This window comes from Longimicrobium sp., assembly GCF_036387355.1.
Taxonomy (GTDB): Bacteria; Gemmatimonadota; Gemmatimonadetes; order Longimicrobiales; family Longimicrobiaceae; genus Longimicrobium.
The window spans coordinates 1-14,362 of the sequence record NZ_DASVTX010000442.1 but is presented as its reverse complement, the minus strand read 5'-3'; the positions used below and the strand labels follow the sequence as shown (position 1 = coordinate 14,362).

The following is a 14,362-nucleotide window of genomic DNA, read 5'->3' as shown; positions in this document are numbered from 1 at the left end:
CTGCGGTAAGCGGGGGAAGTGGCAGGACGATGATCAGGTTGCGATCGCGGACGGGCGGAAGCATCAGCAGAACGCCAGTGGGCTCCATGTCATCATCATCGAAACCGAGCAGAGGTCGAGTCAAGCACTCCACTGACCTGTGCTGGCGAGGGGGGGGGAGCTCGGCTCTCCCCCTGCTTGCCGCCGGATGGCCGAAGCCAATCGGCGGCCACAGCCTAACAATCGGCTGCAGGGTATGCGGGGCCTTGCATGCTTTCGGGCGGATGAAAGTCTTTGCGCGCCGGCCCCGCACCCCTGACCCTTGTGTCGTTAGGCCGCTGGGCAAGCGTCGCGGCAGCCGCAGGTAAACCACCCCGCGGCTGCCGTGTGTTTCAGCTTGGTTCCTCTCAGGCGGCGAGGCGTCGTACAACCTCTCTCGCGCCCTTCCGATATACCGTGAGGCACACCAGCTCGTCGTTCGGGTCGCGCACCTCCCACCAGCGGCTCTTCGTCTGCTTGACGATGGTGTAGCCTGGGTTCGCAGCGGCCGCGGGCGTGGGGTCCTTCGGGTCGTCAGACATCGTGCGCTCCGATCCTCTTGACCCGGGCCGTCCAGCAGGGCAGTTTTGGTGGGCGGGCGGCCTTCGGGTCCTTCCGTTGTTAGGCTGGCCGTGTCTTCTTGCCGGAGGAGCGGTCAGCCTTTCGTTTATCCCTGCTGGGTATTAATATGATTGACCAGCCCTGTTTTATCAACTCTAACAATACCCGTGCACATGGAATTCCTTGAAGCGATGGAGCGCCTCAAACGCGCTGTGACAGATGACGAGATTGCGGCGGCAACAGGTGTATCTACTAATACAATCCGCCGGACGCGCGCTGACCCGGCTACGCGGAACTATCGACCAGCCCCGAAGGGATGGGCACCCGCTCTGGCGCGCCTAGCAGGAGAACGTGCAAATGAGTTGCTGAAGCTGAGAGAAGAACTTGAGGAACTAACCTAACGTAGTTCGTCCTCTGAACTGAAATGAAGCAGTCGCTTGACTTAGGCGCGAGCGCCGCCTAGTAATCGGTTGCGGTGACACAGGCCGTCGAGGTTTGTGGGCAGGGCTTGCCCAGGCCTCTCACACTACACGCGAGGTTGCTCAATGGGAGTCGCGGAGTGGTTCAGCCGGTTCAACACGAACATCCAAGTTACGAAGAGCGCGACAATCTCCCTTCGGTACAAAAACATCACGAGGCGCCTGAATACGGATTTCTGGAATACGTCGTCTGAATCCTCACATAGTCTTTACGTGGGGTCCTACGGCCGCGGTACCGCGATTGAAGGCTTCAGCGATTTGGATATGGTGTTTGAGCTTCCTGGTGCGCTTTACAAGCGTTACGACGATTACATCGGTAATGGCCAGTCGGCATTGCTTCGAGGCGTACAAGAAAGCTCAGGAGGCGCTGAAGAAGCTGGGGGACATGACATTTTCAGATGCTGAGATAGACGCGTTCCTCCCCAAGGAACTCAAGCGCTCAAGTCCTCAGCAGCGCATCGGCGGCGGCTAAGACCGTCGCCCGTGCGTGAAATTCCGGTGCAGTTGCGGCCCTAACAATCGGCTGCAGGGGATGCGGGGCGTTGCATGCTTTCGGGTGGAGGAAAGTCTTGCGCGTCGGCCCCGCACCCCTGACCCTTGTGTCGTCAGGCTGCTGGATGATTTTGGTTGGCCGACACACTCAACCGATTCTCCGACCCAGAGGCGTCGACATGCGAGGGAAGCATCTGCCGAACCTGACCCTCATCGCGCTGGCAGTCAGCTACTTCGTTCAGGTCGGCGCTGGAGTATTTGCCCTCGCCGTTGTTGGCCGCGTAGTCAGCGCCGCGCCGCCCCGGTCGCTCGCCATGCTTGACGGAGCCTACGGATACGACAGCGGCGCGTTCTGGCAGATTACTCCGGCAATCACAGGGGCGCTCTTTCTGCTTGCGATTGCCGCCAACTGGAAGAGTCGGCGTCGGACGTTGCTGCTCGGCGCGTTCGCGGCGTTCGTGATCAGCGGCATTGTGACGGGTGCGGTGCTATCACCGCTCTTCGCCGACATCGCTGCCGTCGGGTACCGCGATTCCGTGGATCCGGATCTGCAGCGCCGCGCAACGATGTGGTATGCGTCTGATTGGGGCGTCCGGTGCTTCGATGCCATCGCCGGCGTGGCGCTACTCATCGCGCTCACGCGACCCGCGAGCGACCGCGCCATCGCGGCCTAACAATCGGCTGCAGCGGATGCGGGGCCTTGCATCTGCACCGGACACATGACAACAACCGAGCCAATGTTGATCAACTGCGGGGCTCACGGAGAGCGAGTCTCTACTGTCGTCTGCAAGCACATGTTGCAAGGCTGGCCTGCTCCTGCCGGATTTGTTGAGAACAGCACCGATCTGAATGACCTTCAGGCGTGGTGTCATCAGTGTGAGGATAAGTTTCAGCTGGAGGGAGACATGACGGATGCCTTTCGAGACTTCAACGGCATGGCCGTCGTGTGCGTTGTTTGCTACGCCGAAGCCAAGGCCCGCCATTCGATTCCGGTGAGTCAGTGAGCCGTTCCCTCTCGCCCGCCTCCGACAGTTGCCTACCGGTAGGCGCATTCCTGCAGTACCGCTGACTTGGTATACGGCCTCACAATCCGCTGCAGCGGATGCGGCCGTGCATCTTTTCAGGCGCACGAATGGCTTGGGCGGCGGCCCCCCACCTCTGACCCTTCGTTAGGCCGCTCCTACATTGCCGCCCGAATGCGTGCTACTTCATCGGAAATCCAAGAAGATTTCGACCGCCTCGCGGCGTTCGATGACGGCCGTTGGGACCATAACCGCCACTACCATCCCTTTCTGCTGCGGCAGCTTCCCCAAAGCAGGGATGTGGCACTCGAAGTTGGATGTGGGACGGGCGCCTTCGCCCGTGCCCTTGCGGCGTACTTCCGGCGCGTTGTCGCGGTCGACCTGTCACCCGAGATGCTGCGGCACGCCCGCAACCGCTCACAAGGAATTCAGAACCTCGAGTACCATCAGGCAGACCTGCGCAGCTTCGGCTTCCCTGCCGAATCGTTTGATTGTATTGCGGCCATTGCTACCCTGCATCATGTTCCTCTCGGGGAGGCGTGGGCCAAGCTCCGAGCGGCACTTCGCCCTGGAGGTGTGCTCCTCCTTCTGGATCTGTATAGACCCAGCACCCTCTCCGACTGGCTGCTGAGCGGTGTCGCCGTTCCGGCGAACCTTCTTCTGCGCCGCCGCAATCTCGGTACCTGGCGCCAGTCTCCAGAAGTGCGGCGGGCATGGGCGGCACACGCCCAAGGGGACGCCTACCCCCGGATTGCGGAGATCCGCGAGCTTTCGGAAAGGATGCTGCCCGGGGCGGTGCTGCGTCGGCACGTGTTGTGGCGGTACTCGCTCGTCTGGCAAAAGCCGGTATCTTCCGCCTGACCATCGGCCGCAGGGAATGCGGGACGGCTCGCCGGGATCGCCTCGGTGAACGCGGATTGCTCATCAGCAGTTCACGCACGGCACCACCGGGCGCGATGCGAGCGAGTCGGAGGAAGTGGCCTGACGCATGGCGCTCCGCGGGTGCTCGTAGAACCGGTGATAGGCCCGGCTCCGTGGAGGTTCCGGCCCTCTCGCCTCTTTGTCCCGCGGTGAAGCACATCGGGCCCGGGCTCTCGGCCCCGTTTCCGCATCCGCCCAACATGCCCGGCAACCGCCGATGGAAGCAGCCCCGCGCGGCGGCTGACGGTCGGCCGCGGGCGGTGAGGAAGGCCCCATGTTTTCTGCCGGAAGAGAACCCTTGCTCTGCGGCCCCGCGCCGGTGACCGTTGTGTCGGCACGCGGTTCCTGCCCCTCCCGGCACGGCAACCCTCGCCGATACACGAAGCGCCCGTTCGATGAGCATCGAGTTCGAGATCGTAGCCGAGCAGCAGCTGATTCGTGTAACCTGCGGCGGATCCCTGAGCCAGCAGGAGTTTCGGGACTACCTGGCGCGACGGGATGCGGATCCGCGCTTCAGCCTCGCCTTCCGGCGCCTGATGGATGCACGCGGACTCGCGGAGCTGCCCAGCCCGGCCGCCATGCGCGCATTTGCGGAGTACCTCGCCACGGGGAACCCGCAGCGCGTCCGCATTGCGTTCGTAGCCTCGGCGGACGCACTGTACGGGATGTTCCGCATGGCGGAGATCATCAGCGAGATCAACGGATTCGAGCACCGCGCTTTCCGCACGATGAGCGAAGCGGAAGCCTGGCTCAACATCTCGTAGACGGGCGAGAAGTCTCTTGCTCCCACCCCGTCGTGCCGGATTCCGAAGAGCCTGAGGGGCTCCGCACGCATTACCGTGATCCCAGAGTGCTTATGATCAGGACAAGAGCGTTGGTGACCGGATTTGCCGTAGCTGCCTCTCTCGCTGCGTGCGCCAAGGACCCGTCATCGTTGCCTCCTCCGGTTACGGAGCCGGCGGAGATCCCGATCAGCGGCGCCGCCGTGCCGGGGATGGCGTCCTTTGATCAGAACATCGCCGCACTGATGCGGAAGTACGCCGTTCCCGGCGGCGCGGTTGCCGTGCTGCGCGATGGCAAGCTGATCTACGCACGCGGCTTTGGCTACGCGGACGTAGAGAACAAAATCCCGGTGCAGCCTGACGCGCTGTTCCGGATCGCAAGCGTGTCAAAGCCGATCACCGGCGTCGCCATCATGAAGCTTGTGGAAGAAGGCAAGCTCAAGCTGGACGACCGCGTCGCGCCGCACATCGCGCATCTCACGCCCGCACCGGGGGCGACCGTCGATCCGCGGTGGGAGCAGATCACCATCCGGCAGCTGCTCAACCACACCGGGGGGTGGGATCGCGACAAGCCGAACGGCGGCTTCGATCCGATGTTCCGGCCGGCGATCGCCGCGGCCGCGGTCAACGCGCCCGCGCCCGCATCCGCCGAAACGATCATCCGCTACATGAAGGGGATGCCGCTGGACTTCACGCCCGGCGAGAAGCACGTCTACTCCAACTTCGGGTACGCCATTCTCGGCCGCGTGATCGAGCGTGTGAGCGGCATGCCGTACGAGGAGTACGTGCGCACGCGCGTGCTGCAGCCCGTGGGCGCCATCCGCACGCGCCAGGGCAGAACGCGCATGAGCGGTGCGCTCGCGGACGAGGTGAAGTATTATCTGCCGGGGGAACCCGGACTGGGCCTGACCGCGCCCATGGTGCCGTCCGTGTTCCCGGGTGAGGGGATGGTGCCCGTCAACTACGGCGGCTTCTACGTCGAGGCGATGGATTCACACGGCGGCTGGGTTTCGTCGACCGTCGACCTTCTGCGGTTCCTGGCCGGCGTGGATGGCCGCGCCAGTCGCCCCGACATCCTCAGCACGGAACTGGTCGCGCAGATGACCAGCAACGGCTTTCCGCTCTGTGCCAACGGTGCCTGCCAGTACGCGGGCGGATGGATGGTGCGCCCGGCCCAGGCCGACGCAAACTGGTGGCACGGGGGATCGCTGCCCGGCACGACGGCGCTCCTCGTACGCTCGTACCACAACTTCTCGTGGGTCGCGCTGTTCAACGCCCGCTCCGGGACGGGCAACCTGGACGCCGAACTCGACGCCACGCTCTGGGATGCGCTCGCAAAGACCACGTCATTCCCGGCGCACGACATGTTTTCGAGCTTCCGATGAGGTGGGCGCCGTGGGGTCCGAGCGGCGGTGAGCGGCGTTTCCGCTCGCCGCTCCGCGCGATCAGCTGCCCTGCCCTGGGCGGATCAGCGCTCGCCCACGCGAGTCGTCGCCCAGAAACGTTTTGCTAGAGAGAGTGCATGTACGAACCGAAGTATGCGGCACCTGTGAACCGTAGCCAACGCGATGTCGTGCGCTTCGGGATCCGGTACGCGCTTCCGGCTGCCGCGGTGGGTTTTGGGCTGGAGCGAGCAATCACGCTGTGGTACCACGGACAAGGTACTGCGGTGGCTCTGGCCGGAGGTCTCGTCTGGACGATCGTGGGCACGGTTCTGTTTCTGGCGCTGCGCCCGCTGGGCCTGCGCACCCAGCACGAGGTCGCGCTCACACCCGAACTGGTCCGGCGCGTGTCCGCCCGGCGGCCGCTTCTTTTCGGTGCCCTTGCAGGCACATTCCTTCTCGTTGCGGGTCTTGCCTACGCAGGGCTCCTGTAGCGCTCAGGTCAAAGAAACACATGCGGTGACTCGCAGCAGGGGCGAGTTTCCGTTCACCAGCGAGCCGCGCGATGAGCAGCTTTGAAGCAAGGGGCCAGCATCTCCGATCCGAAGCGAAGGCGCACGTTCTCGCTTTTCTGGCGAGTACTCCGCGGGCGCAGCCCTCCCGCGAAGGTGTCAAACAGGCAGAAATCTTCAAGGCGTGCGGCTTCGACTGGGGAAACTACCCTAAAGCAAGCTCCAGTAATCAGCAGTATCGGGTAGTCGCTCTACTTCGTGAACTCGAAACGGAGGGCAGGGTCGAGCAGATCGTCGAATCCGGTCCCCGGAGGCTTCGTTGATTGCGTGTGGCGGAGCAAGGAAACGCGACCGAACTCCGCTGAATCGCGCGCAGTCCATCGGGCACCCTGGCGCGCTCCGGCACTCCGTCTGCCTCCTGTATACCTTCGCTGGGGTCCTTTGCTGAAAGAGGCGCCATGTCCTACATGCAGCGGCCGGGCAGCGTGTTCCATCGCGATCCAGAGATCCTGGGCGGCACCCCGGTTTTTGTGGGTACGCGTGTGCCGGTGCAGAGCCTGATTGACTATCTCGGAGGCGGCCATCCGCTGGCGGACTTCCTTGAGGATTTCCCGAGTGTGACGCACGAGCAGGCACTCGCGGTGCTGGAAGAAGCCAAGCACTTGCTGGTGTCCGGTGCGCGTGCTGCTTGACGAGTGCGTGCCCAAGCGGCTGCGGCACGAGTTGCCGGAGCACACGGCGCGTACGGATCACTTCCCCTCCGGTCCCCGACATGCGAAAAAGCCCCCGCCCGGCGCTGTGCCGGGCGGGGGCTTCGTCATCCGAGGATCAGCCGGTCAGCGGGTCCACTGTGAGATGGAGCGCGGCGGGGTCTGGCAGGTGGGCCAGGCGCCGGGCTGGCCGGTCTGCTGGTTCACCGGGAACTCCGTGCGCTGCGTGCGCGGCAGCGGGTTCTGCTCCTGGTCGGCCAGGTACACGAACATGGCCACCATCAGCGCGTTCCGGCGCACGTCGTCCCACGCGATCTTGTCGTACGTGTCGCGGTTGGTGTGCCAGGTGTACGTGCCGTAGTCCCACGAGGTGGAGCTCAGCACGAACGCCGGCGCGCCGTAGCACACGAACGAGGCGTTGTCGGTGCCGCCGGAGCCCGGCATCCCCGGGTCATCCACCACCACGCTGTCGGTCACGAAGCCCGGCATGGCCGCCAGCCAGCGGCGGAACGCGGGCGCAGTCTCGGTAAAGCCCTGCATGGCGATGTTGCGCACACGCCCCGTGCCGTTGTCCTGGTTGAACAGCACGTGCAGCCCGCGCACCACCTCCGGGTGGTCCGCCGCAAAGGCGCGCGACCCCACCAGCCCCTGCTCTTCGCCGCTCCAGTGGCCGCTCAGGATGGTGCGGTTGGGCTGCGGATACACCTTCCGCAGGATGCGCATGGCTTCCATCATCACCAGCGTGCCGGTGGCGTTGTCCGTGGCGCCGGTGCCGCCGTCCCACGAATCGAAGTGGGCGCTGAGCATGATGTACTCGTTGGGCCGGCGGCGGCCGCGCACCTCGGCCAGCACGTTGCTCACCGGCACCTCGTCGCCCAGCATCTCGGCGCGCGCGTCCAGCCGCAGCGTGGGGGCATCGCCGTTCATGGCCAGGCGCGCCACCAGGCCGTAGTCCTCGCAGCTCAGGTCAATGGTGGGCACCTGGCGGGTGCGGGCGTTGAAGATCTTGTCTACGCCCCACCCCTGCGACCACAGGTTGGTCACCACGCCCGCCGCGCCCGCCTGCTCCAGCCGCACGGGCAGGTCGCGCGACGACACGCCCGCGCGGGTCAGCCGGCTGTTCCACGCCGCCTGCGCCGCCTGGCGCTCGATGCGCATGCGCTCAAAGTCCGCCGGCACCGCCCAGCGCTGCCAGTTCTCGTCCGGGCGGCAGGTGGGCTGCGGGAACGAGATCATCACGAACTTGCCGCGCACGCTGGGCAGCCACGCGCCGAACGCCGCGCTGTCCGCAAGCTCGGGGAGCATCACCACGCCGCCGGTGACAGGCGCCTGCGTGCCCGGGCTCCACGCCAGCATCTGCCCTTCCAGCGAGCGCACCCGCGGCGTGAGCAGGTCCACGTGCGTGTAGCCGCGCTTCCATCCGCGCCAGGTGCCGTACCGTTCGGCGCGCGCGGGAATGCCCCACTGCTGGTACTGCGCGACAGCCCAGCGCTGCGCGGCTTCCATCTCCGGCGTGGCCGTAAGCCGCGGGCCGATGGAGTCCATGAACGGCTGACCCAGCGCCTGCAGCTGCGAGTTGTTCATCCCCTCGTTCCAGATGGCCTGCAGCACGCGGTCGTTGCTGGTCCACTGCGGCAGCGGCGGGGGCGTCGCGGGGGCGGCGGGCTGCGTCTGCGCGGCCGCCGGGGCGGCCATCACCGCCGCGGCGCCCAGAGCGGCCAGTACGGTTCTGTTCATCAACTCGTCTCCAGGGTGAATGCCGGACGTTCCGGCGGGGCCGCGCGGGGGCGGCGGATGGGTACCGCTACTTCAGCTCGCGCCGGGGCGGCTGGCACGCGGGCCACTGCCCCGGCTGCCCGTTGGCGCCGGCCGGCAGATCGCGCCGGGTGCGGGGGACGCGGCCGTCTTCCGCCGCCTGCCACGCGAGCATGGCGATCAGCACGGCGTTCCGGCGCACGTCGTCCCAGGCCACCTTGTCGTACGTGTCGCGGTCGGTGTGCCAGGTGTACGTCCCGTAATCCCACGACCTGGAGAGCAGCCAGAAGCCCGGCGCGCCGCGGCACACGAAGGACGAGTGGTCGCTGGACCCCGCGCTGGGGAGCCCGGGGTCGTCCAGCTCGATCCCCTCCGCCACCTCGCGCGGCAGGGCGGCCAGCCACCGGCGCCAGAACGGGCCCGCGCCGCTGAACCCCTGCAGCGAGATGCGCTCGATGCGCCCCGTCCCCGTGTCCTGGTTCAGCAGCGCCTGCAGCCCGTCCACCACCTCGGGGTGGTCTTCCGCAAAGGCGCGGGAGCCGTTCAGCCCCTGCTCCTCGCTCCCCCACAGGCCGACGACGATGGTGCGCCGCGGCCGCGGGTACACGGTCCGCAGGATGCGCGCGGCTTCCATCATGGTCAGCACGCCCGTCCCGTTGTCCGTGGCGCCGCTGGCCGCGTCCCAGCTGTCAAAGTGGGCGCTGAGGACCACGTACTCGTCCGGAAGCTGGCGGCCGCGCAGCGTGGCGACGGTGTTCGCGGTCACCGCGGGGCTGTCCGCGAACGCCGCGGTGGAGGCCACGCGGATGCGCGGGCCCTGGCGGCGGAGCGCCAGCCGGTACAGCAGGCCGAAGTCTTCGCAGGTCACGTCCAGCACCGGGGCCCGCGCGCCGAAGGTGTAGTGGACGCGCTGCGTGCCCCATCCGCCCGTCCAGTCGCTGGTGAGCACGCCCGCCGCGCCGGACTGCGTAAGCCCGCTCACCAGTTCGCCTTCGGAGATGCCGATGCGCCGCAGGACGCCGTTCCACGCGCTGTCGGCACGCGCCGTACGCTGCGCCAGCTCCGCCAGGCCTTCCGGACGCGCCCACTGCTGCCAGTTCTCCACCGGGCGGCAGGTGGCGGGCTCCACCCCGGCCAGCACGAACCGGCCGCGGATGGAGGGGAGCCACGCCCGCAGCTCATCCCTGTCCCGCAGCGGGGGGATGGCGACGACTTCGCCCGTCACCGGCCCGCTCGTGCCCGGGCTCCACGACAGGAGACGCGCCTGCAGCGAGTGGACGCGCGGCTCCACGAGGTCGGCGTGGAGCGTCCCGCGCTCCCAGCCGGTCCAGGTGCCGTACGGCTCGGTGCGCGCGTCGATGCTCCACGCGCGGAACTGCTCCACCGCCCACCGGTGCGCCGCCGCCTGCCCCGGGCTCCCCGTCAGCCGCGGGCCCACGGAGTCCATCAGCGCCTGCCCCAGCCGCTGAAGCTGCGAGCGGGACGTGCCTTCTTCCTGGATGGCGCGCAGCACGCGGGCCGCGTCGCGCCCCTGCGCGGAGGCGGCCGTCGGGGCGAGGGCGAGCAGGGCCGCGGCGGCGGCGGTCAGACGAAGGCGCACGGACGGATCGGGCGGAAGATGGGTGTCGAACGGCTCAGCGCCGGTCCGGGTCCAGGTGAACGAGGCGCGCCGTGACCGTGCCATCCGCGATCTCCGCGAGCGCGACTGCCACGGGATCGCCGAAGCGGCGGCGGCCGGCGCTGCCGGGGTTCACCGCCAGCGTGTGCCCCACCTGCTGAATGACGGGCCGGTGCGAGTGGCCAAACACCACGAGGTCCGCTTCCGGATACTCGCGGGCCAGCTTTTCCGGTGACGGCGAGCCGAACTGCATGCCGTGCACGACGACGACGGAGATGCCGTCCAGCTCCACCCGCGCCACCTCCGGCACGCGGGCGCGGATGTCCAGTGTATCCACGTTGCCCCACACGGCCGTGACCGGCGCGAGAGCTTCGAGTTCGGTGAGGATGTCCAGCTTGCCGATGTCGCCGGCGTGGAGGATGTGGTCCACCCCCTCGAACACGGTGAACACCTCCGCGCGCAGCATTCCGTGCGTGTCGCTGATGATGCCGATCTTCACGAGAGGGCCGTTGTCATCGCGGGTGAGTCACGGGGCTGCGGGTTCGGGATGATGACACGCGAACGGGCAAAAAGCGCGAGTCCGGTAACGAAGGAAAAAAGAACAATCTCTAACAGAGACACAGAGGCACAGAGAACAGACGAGGGGAAGATGAGGGGATGACCGGAACGTTCTCCTCCCCGCCCTTTTCTCTGCGGCTCTGTGTCTCTGTTAGAGGCCCTTCTGTTGCCGTTTGCTCCGCGATCAGCCCTCGCGCGGCGGGCGCTCGCCGCTCTTCCACCGGACGCCGAGCGTGTGGGGCACGTCCAGGTGGTCCAGGATGCGCGCGGCGACGAAGTCCACCAGGTCGTCGATGCTCTGCGGGCGATGGTAGAAGCCCGGCGCCGCGGGAAGGATGGTGGCGCCGGCCCGCGTGAGCCGCGTCATGTTCTCCAGGTGGATGAGCGACAGCGGCGTTTCGCGCGGCACCAGGATCAGCGGGCGGCGCTCCTTGAGCGCCACATCCGCGGAGCGCTCCACCAGATTCCGCGACGTCCCCGCGGCGATGCTGGCCAGCGTGCCCATCGAACAGGGGCAGACGACCATGCCCCGCGACGGGGCGCTGCCGGAGGCGGGCGTGGCGCCGCGGTCCAGCGCGTCGTAGTACTCCACGTTGCTCCAGTCGCCCGTCGCCGCGCGCAGCCCGTCCACGCCGTCGATCCCCGACTCCTCCTTGAGCAGCCGCAGCCCGTAGCCGCTCACGATCAGCCGCACCCGGGCTCCGGCCTCGTTCAGCGCGCGCAGGGTGCGTACCGCGTACGGCGCCCCCGACGCGCCGGTGATGCCGAATGTGATGGGTGCGTCGGCGTCGACTCTCACCGAAACAGCCTTTCGCCCAGCACGATCAACAGAAACACCACCGAGATCGCCCCGTTCACGTTGAAGAAGGCCGCGTTGATCTTTGAAAAGTCATCGCTGCGCACCAGGCTCTGCTCGTACGCCAGCATGAGCGCGATCACGGCGCATCCCACAAAGTAGGCCGCGCCCAGTTCCGGCGTCAGCAGCCCCAGCGTGATGAACAGCCCGGCGGAAAGCAGGTGCAGCACGCGCGAGAACGCCAGCGCGCCGCGCGCACCCATCGCAGCCGGGATGGAGTTGAGCCCTTCCGCGCGGTCGAAGTCCATGTCCTGCAGCGAGTACAGGATGTCGAACCCGGCCACCCAGCACAGCACGCCCCCCGCCAGCGCCAGCAGCGCCCCCCCCGGCCGGCTCCACGCGCCCGCGATGGCCAGGTACGCGCCCACCGGCGCGATGGCGAGCGAAAAGCCCAGCACCAGGTGCGCGTAGCGGGTAAAACGCTTGGTGTACGAGTAGAACAGGATGATGCCCAGCGCGAGCGGCGCCAGGTACAGGCACAGCCGGTTGAGCATCGCCGCGCAGGCGAAGAAGATGGCGCTGGCCGCGATGACCGACGCGGTCGCCTGCCCCACCGACAGCTTGCCGGCGGGGATCTCGCGCATGGCGGTCCGCGGGTTCCTGGCGTCGATCCCGCGGTCCACGATGCGGTTGAACGCCATCGCGGCGAAGCGCGCGGAGGTGAACGCCACCAGGATCAGCACGATGTCCAGCGCCTTTACCGGGTAGCGGTAGCTGGCCAGCGTGGCGCCCACCAGCGCGAACGGCATGGCGAACACGGTGTGCGGCAGCTTGACCAGGTTGCTGTAGTCCGCCAGCCGCCCCCGCCCCCGAATGTGCTGCCCTTCCAGTCTATGTGTGCTCACCTGGTTCCGTTCCTTCCAGCAACGCAACATCCGCCAGATCCTTCAGGCGGCCAGTAGCTCGTTTGTTCATCAACAGGTGCTTGCGGCTGAGTACCGGGACCTGAACTCCGAACAGCGAGGTCAGTGCACGATCCGGCCAAGCCTCCTCGAAAGTCACGCCGTCGATGGCCGTCAGGATGTCGATGCGCACCGGCGCAACGCCGATCTGATAGATGAAGCCGGGCTTGGCCAGTTCTTCCGGAGACAGATTCGAGATCGGCGCACCAAAACGGGCGAGCGCCAGATGTACGCGCCGCGCGTTCTCGATTTCAGGACGTACCCAGAGATCGATATCTCCCGTCGACCTGGGAATCACATGAGTTGCAACCGCATACGCACCTACCAGCAGGTACTCAGCTTCCGCTACGGACAACTCGTGCAATATGTCTCTGTAGTGTTGGATCAACATCCGGGTGCCCCATGAAGGCCCAAGCAGCGTGGGTGAGTTCCCAAACCATCCCCACCCGCTGCTCAGGAGTGAGGTGCTCGTACGGGTTCGACTCCAGATCTCCGACTTGGCCCTTTACGACAGGCCAATCGCTCCGGCTCTGTTTCAGCGACATGCGACTCCTCGTCTATGGCGCGCGGAACGCCGCCTCAGTCCACCGGGCGGATGCCCAGGGCGGGCCAGAGGCGGTCGATGCGCGCCTTGATCTCGGGCGACATCTCGATCATCTCCGGCCACTCGCGCACAAAACCCTCTTCCTTCCACTTCCGCGTCCCGTCAATCCCCATCTTGCTGCCGAACGACGGGATCTGCGACGCGTGGTCCAGGTCGTCCACCGGGCCCTTGCCAAAGCGCACGTCGCGCTCCGGATCGATGTTTCCCAGCGCGTACCACCACGCCTCCTGCGTGTTGCGCACGTCGATCCACTCGTCCACCACCACGATGACCTTGGCCAGCGACATGAGCCCCAGCCCCCACAACCCGTTCATCACCTTGTACGCCTGCCCCGGATACTCCTTACGGATGCTGACGAACACCAGGTTGTGGAACACGCCCTCCGGCGGCATGTGGTAGTCCACGATCTCCGGGATCGTGAGCCGCGCCAGGGGCAGGAACATGCGCTCCGTGGCGCCGCCCAGGTACACGTCCTCCACCGGCGGGCGCCCCACCAGCGTGGCCGGATACACCGGATCGGCGCGCATGGTCACCGTGGTCACGTGAAAGACGGGGTACCGGTCCTCCAGCGTGTAAAAGCCGGTGTGGTCGCCGAACGGGCCCTCGATGGCCAGGTCCTCGTCCGTATCCACGTACCCCTCCAGCACGATCTCCGCCTGCGCGGGGATGGTGAGGTCGCAGGTGACGGCCCTGGCGGTGTACACCGGCTCGCGGCGCAGAAAGCCGCCGAACAGGTACTCGTCGATCCCCGGCGGAAGGGGCGCGCTGGGCGTGTACATGGTGGCCGGGTCGCCGCCGATGGCCACGACGACCGGCATGCGCCCGCCCGGGCCGCGCTTCCACGCCCGGTAGTGCCCCGCCCCGCCCTTGTGCTGCTGCCAGTGCATCCCGGTGGTCGTGGGCCCGAACACCTGCATGCGGTACATGCCGATGTTCTGGATCCCCGTCTCCGGGTCCGAGGTGATGACCATGGGCAGGGTGATGAACGGCCCGCCGTCGTCCGGCCACGTCTTGAGCACCGGAAGCCTGGTGAGGTCGAACTCGCCCTCGTGCAGCACCACCTCCTGGCAGGGCGGGCTCCCCTTGAACGGCCGCGGCGGCACCTTCGTCAGTTCCACCAGCTTGGGGAGCATCTGCATCTTGCCCCACAGCCCCTTGGGGATCTCGGGCTTGATGAGGTCGGCGATGCG

At 66.8% G+C, this 14,362-nt stretch carries 17 protein-coding genes and 1 pseudogene; 10 read left to right on the top strand and 8 right to left on the bottom strand.

Annotated features, from left to right (window positions below; all coding sequences use genetic code 11):
- Positions 1–386 precede the first annotated feature (386 nt).
- Positions 387–560, bottom strand: a complete 174-nt coding sequence (locus VF665_RS19345; RefSeq protein ID WP_331055103.1) for a hypothetical protein — start codon at positions 558–560, stop codon at positions 387–389.
- Positions 561–1,124: 564 nt separating this feature from the next.
- Here VF665_RS19345 and VF665_RS25955 point away from each other — a divergent pair.
- From VF665_RS25955 to VF665_RS19300, 10 genes and pseudogenes are all read left to right on the top strand, one after another.
- A pseudogene (locus tag VF665_RS25955) lies at positions 1,125–1,355 on the top strand (SMODS domain-containing nucleotidyltransferase); the annotation flags it as partial.
- Positions 1,330–1,530 carry a hypothetical protein gene (locus VF665_RS19340; protein WP_331055102.1) on the top strand — a complete coding sequence of 67 codons (201 nt, stop codon included), beginning with the start codon at positions 1,330–1,332 and terminating at the stop codon, positions 1,528–1,530. The pseudogene VF665_RS25955 and the gene VF665_RS19340, both read left to right, overlap by 26 nt.
- Positions 1,531–1,729: 199 nt before the next feature.
- Positions 1,730–2,224, top strand: coding sequence for a hypothetical protein (locus tag VF665_RS19335; RefSeq protein WP_331055101.1), 495 nt, complete (start codon positions 1,730–1,732; stop codon positions 2,222–2,224).
- Positions 2,225–2,269: 45 nt separating this feature from the next.
- The gene (locus VF665_RS19330) at positions 2,270–2,554 is read left to right on the top strand and encodes a hypothetical protein (protein ID WP_331055100.1); all 285 of its coding nucleotides are present in this window, start codon (positions 2,270–2,272) and stop codon (positions 2,552–2,554) included.
- Between the two features lie 192 nt (positions 2,555–2,746).
- A complete protein-coding gene (locus tag VF665_RS19325; RefSeq protein ID WP_331055099.1) occupies positions 2,747–3,433 on the top strand; it encodes a class I SAM-dependent methyltransferase in 687 nt (228 codons plus the stop codon).
- 455 nt (positions 3,434–3,888) lie between these two features.
- Complete coding sequence (locus VF665_RS19320) at positions 3,889–4,257, top strand: hypothetical protein (protein WP_331055098.1); 369 nt, start codon at positions 3,889–3,891, stop codon at positions 4,255–4,257.
- Between the two features lie 230 nt (positions 4,258–4,487).
- A complete protein-coding gene (locus VF665_RS19315; protein WP_331055097.1) occupies positions 4,488–5,660 on the top strand; it encodes a serine hydrolase domain-containing protein in 1,173 nt (390 codons plus the stop codon).
- A 137-nt stretch (positions 5,661–5,797) separates the two neighbouring features.
- Positions 5,798–6,151: a hypothetical protein gene (locus VF665_RS19310; protein WP_331055096.1), complete on the top strand. Its 354-nt coding sequence runs from the start codon at positions 5,798–5,800 to the stop codon at positions 6,149–6,151.
- Positions 6,152–6,222: 71 nt separating this feature from the next.
- Entirely contained in the window at positions 6,223–6,492 is a 270-nt protein-coding gene (locus VF665_RS19305; RefSeq protein WP_331055095.1) for a hypothetical protein, read from the top strand.
- Between the two features lie 135 nt (positions 6,493–6,627).
- Positions 6,628–6,861 (top strand): DUF433 domain-containing protein, encoded by a 234-nt coding sequence (locus tag VF665_RS19300; protein WP_331055094.1) that lies wholly within the window; start codon positions 6,628–6,630, stop codon positions 6,859–6,861.
- 144 nt (positions 6,862–7,005) lie between these two features.
- Here VF665_RS19300 and VF665_RS19295 read toward each other — a convergent pair whose 3' ends face one another.
- From VF665_RS19295 to VF665_RS19265, 7 genes are all read right to left on the bottom strand, one after another.
- Positions 7,006–8,616: a M20/M25/M40 family metallo-hydrolase gene (locus tag VF665_RS19295; RefSeq protein WP_331055093.1), complete on the bottom strand. Its 1,611-nt coding sequence runs from the start codon at positions 8,614–8,616 to the stop codon at positions 7,006–7,008.
- A 67-nt stretch (positions 8,617–8,683) separates the two neighbouring features.
- Positions 8,684–10,234 carry a M20/M25/M40 family metallo-hydrolase gene (locus VF665_RS19290; protein WP_331055092.1) on the bottom strand — a complete coding sequence of 517 codons (1,551 nt, stop codon included), beginning with the start codon at positions 10,232–10,234 and terminating at the stop codon, positions 8,684–8,686.
- Between the two features lie 34 nt (positions 10,235–10,268).
- Positions 10,269–10,751 (bottom strand): metallophosphoesterase family protein, encoded by a 483-nt coding sequence (locus tag VF665_RS19285; RefSeq protein WP_331055091.1) that lies wholly within the window; start codon positions 10,749–10,751, stop codon positions 10,269–10,271.
- A gap of 243 nt (positions 10,752–10,994) precedes the next feature.
- Entirely contained in the window at positions 10,995–11,609 is a 615-nt protein-coding gene (locus VF665_RS19280) for a flavin prenyltransferase UbiX (protein ID WP_331055090.1), read from the bottom strand.
- Positions 11,606–12,511, bottom strand: a complete 906-nt coding sequence (locus tag VF665_RS19275; RefSeq protein WP_331055089.1) for a UbiA-like polyprenyltransferase — start codon at positions 12,509–12,511, stop codon at positions 11,606–11,608. Before VF665_RS19275 ends, VF665_RS19280 begins: the two co-directional genes overlap by 4 nt.
- Entirely contained in the window at positions 12,498–12,932 is a 435-nt protein-coding gene (locus VF665_RS19270; protein WP_331055088.1) for a hypothetical protein, read from the bottom strand. Before VF665_RS19270 ends, VF665_RS19275 begins: the two co-directional genes overlap by 14 nt.
- A 215-nt stretch (positions 12,933–13,147) precedes the next feature.
- Positions 13,148–14,362 (bottom strand): menaquinone biosynthesis decarboxylase (locus tag VF665_RS19265; RefSeq protein WP_331055087.1); only part of this gene is annotated, 1,215 nt, incomplete at its 5' end.

Excerpts from the sequence above, each read along its gene's own strand:
- VF665_RS19345 (WP_331055103.1), bottom strand. The coding sequence starts at position 560 with ATGTCTGACGACCCGAAGGACCCCACGCCCGCGGCCGCTGCGAACCCA.
- VF665_RS19335 (WP_331055101.1), top strand. The coding sequence starts at position 1,730 with ATGCGAGGGAAGCATCTGCCGAACCTGACCCTCATCGCGCTGGCAGTC.
- VF665_RS19330 (WP_331055100.1), top strand. The coding sequence starts at position 2,270 with ATGACAACAACCGAGCCAATGTTGATCAACTGCGGGGCTCACGGAGAG.
- VF665_RS19325 (WP_331055099.1), top strand. The coding sequence starts at position 2,747 with ATGCGTGCTACTTCATCGGAAATCCAAGAAGATTTCGACCGCCTCGCG.
- VF665_RS19320 (WP_331055098.1), top strand. The coding sequence starts at position 3,889 with ATGAGCATCGAGTTCGAGATCGTAGCCGAGCAGCAGCTGATTCGTGTA.
- VF665_RS19315 (WP_331055097.1), top strand. The coding sequence starts at position 4,488 with ATGGCGTCCTTTGATCAGAACATCGCCGCACTGATGCGGAAGTACGCC.
- VF665_RS19310 (WP_331055096.1), top strand. The coding sequence starts at position 5,798 with ATGTACGAACCGAAGTATGCGGCACCTGTGAACCGTAGCCAACGCGAT.
- VF665_RS19305 (WP_331055095.1), top strand. The coding sequence starts at position 6,223 with ATGAGCAGCTTTGAAGCAAGGGGCCAGCATCTCCGATCCGAAGCGAAG.
- VF665_RS19300 (WP_331055094.1), top strand. The coding sequence starts at position 6,628 with ATGTCCTACATGCAGCGGCCGGGCAGCGTGTTCCATCGCGATCCAGAG.
- VF665_RS19295 (WP_331055093.1), bottom strand. The coding sequence starts at position 8,616 with ATGAACAGAACCGTACTGGCCGCTCTGGGCGCCGCGGCGGTGATGGCC.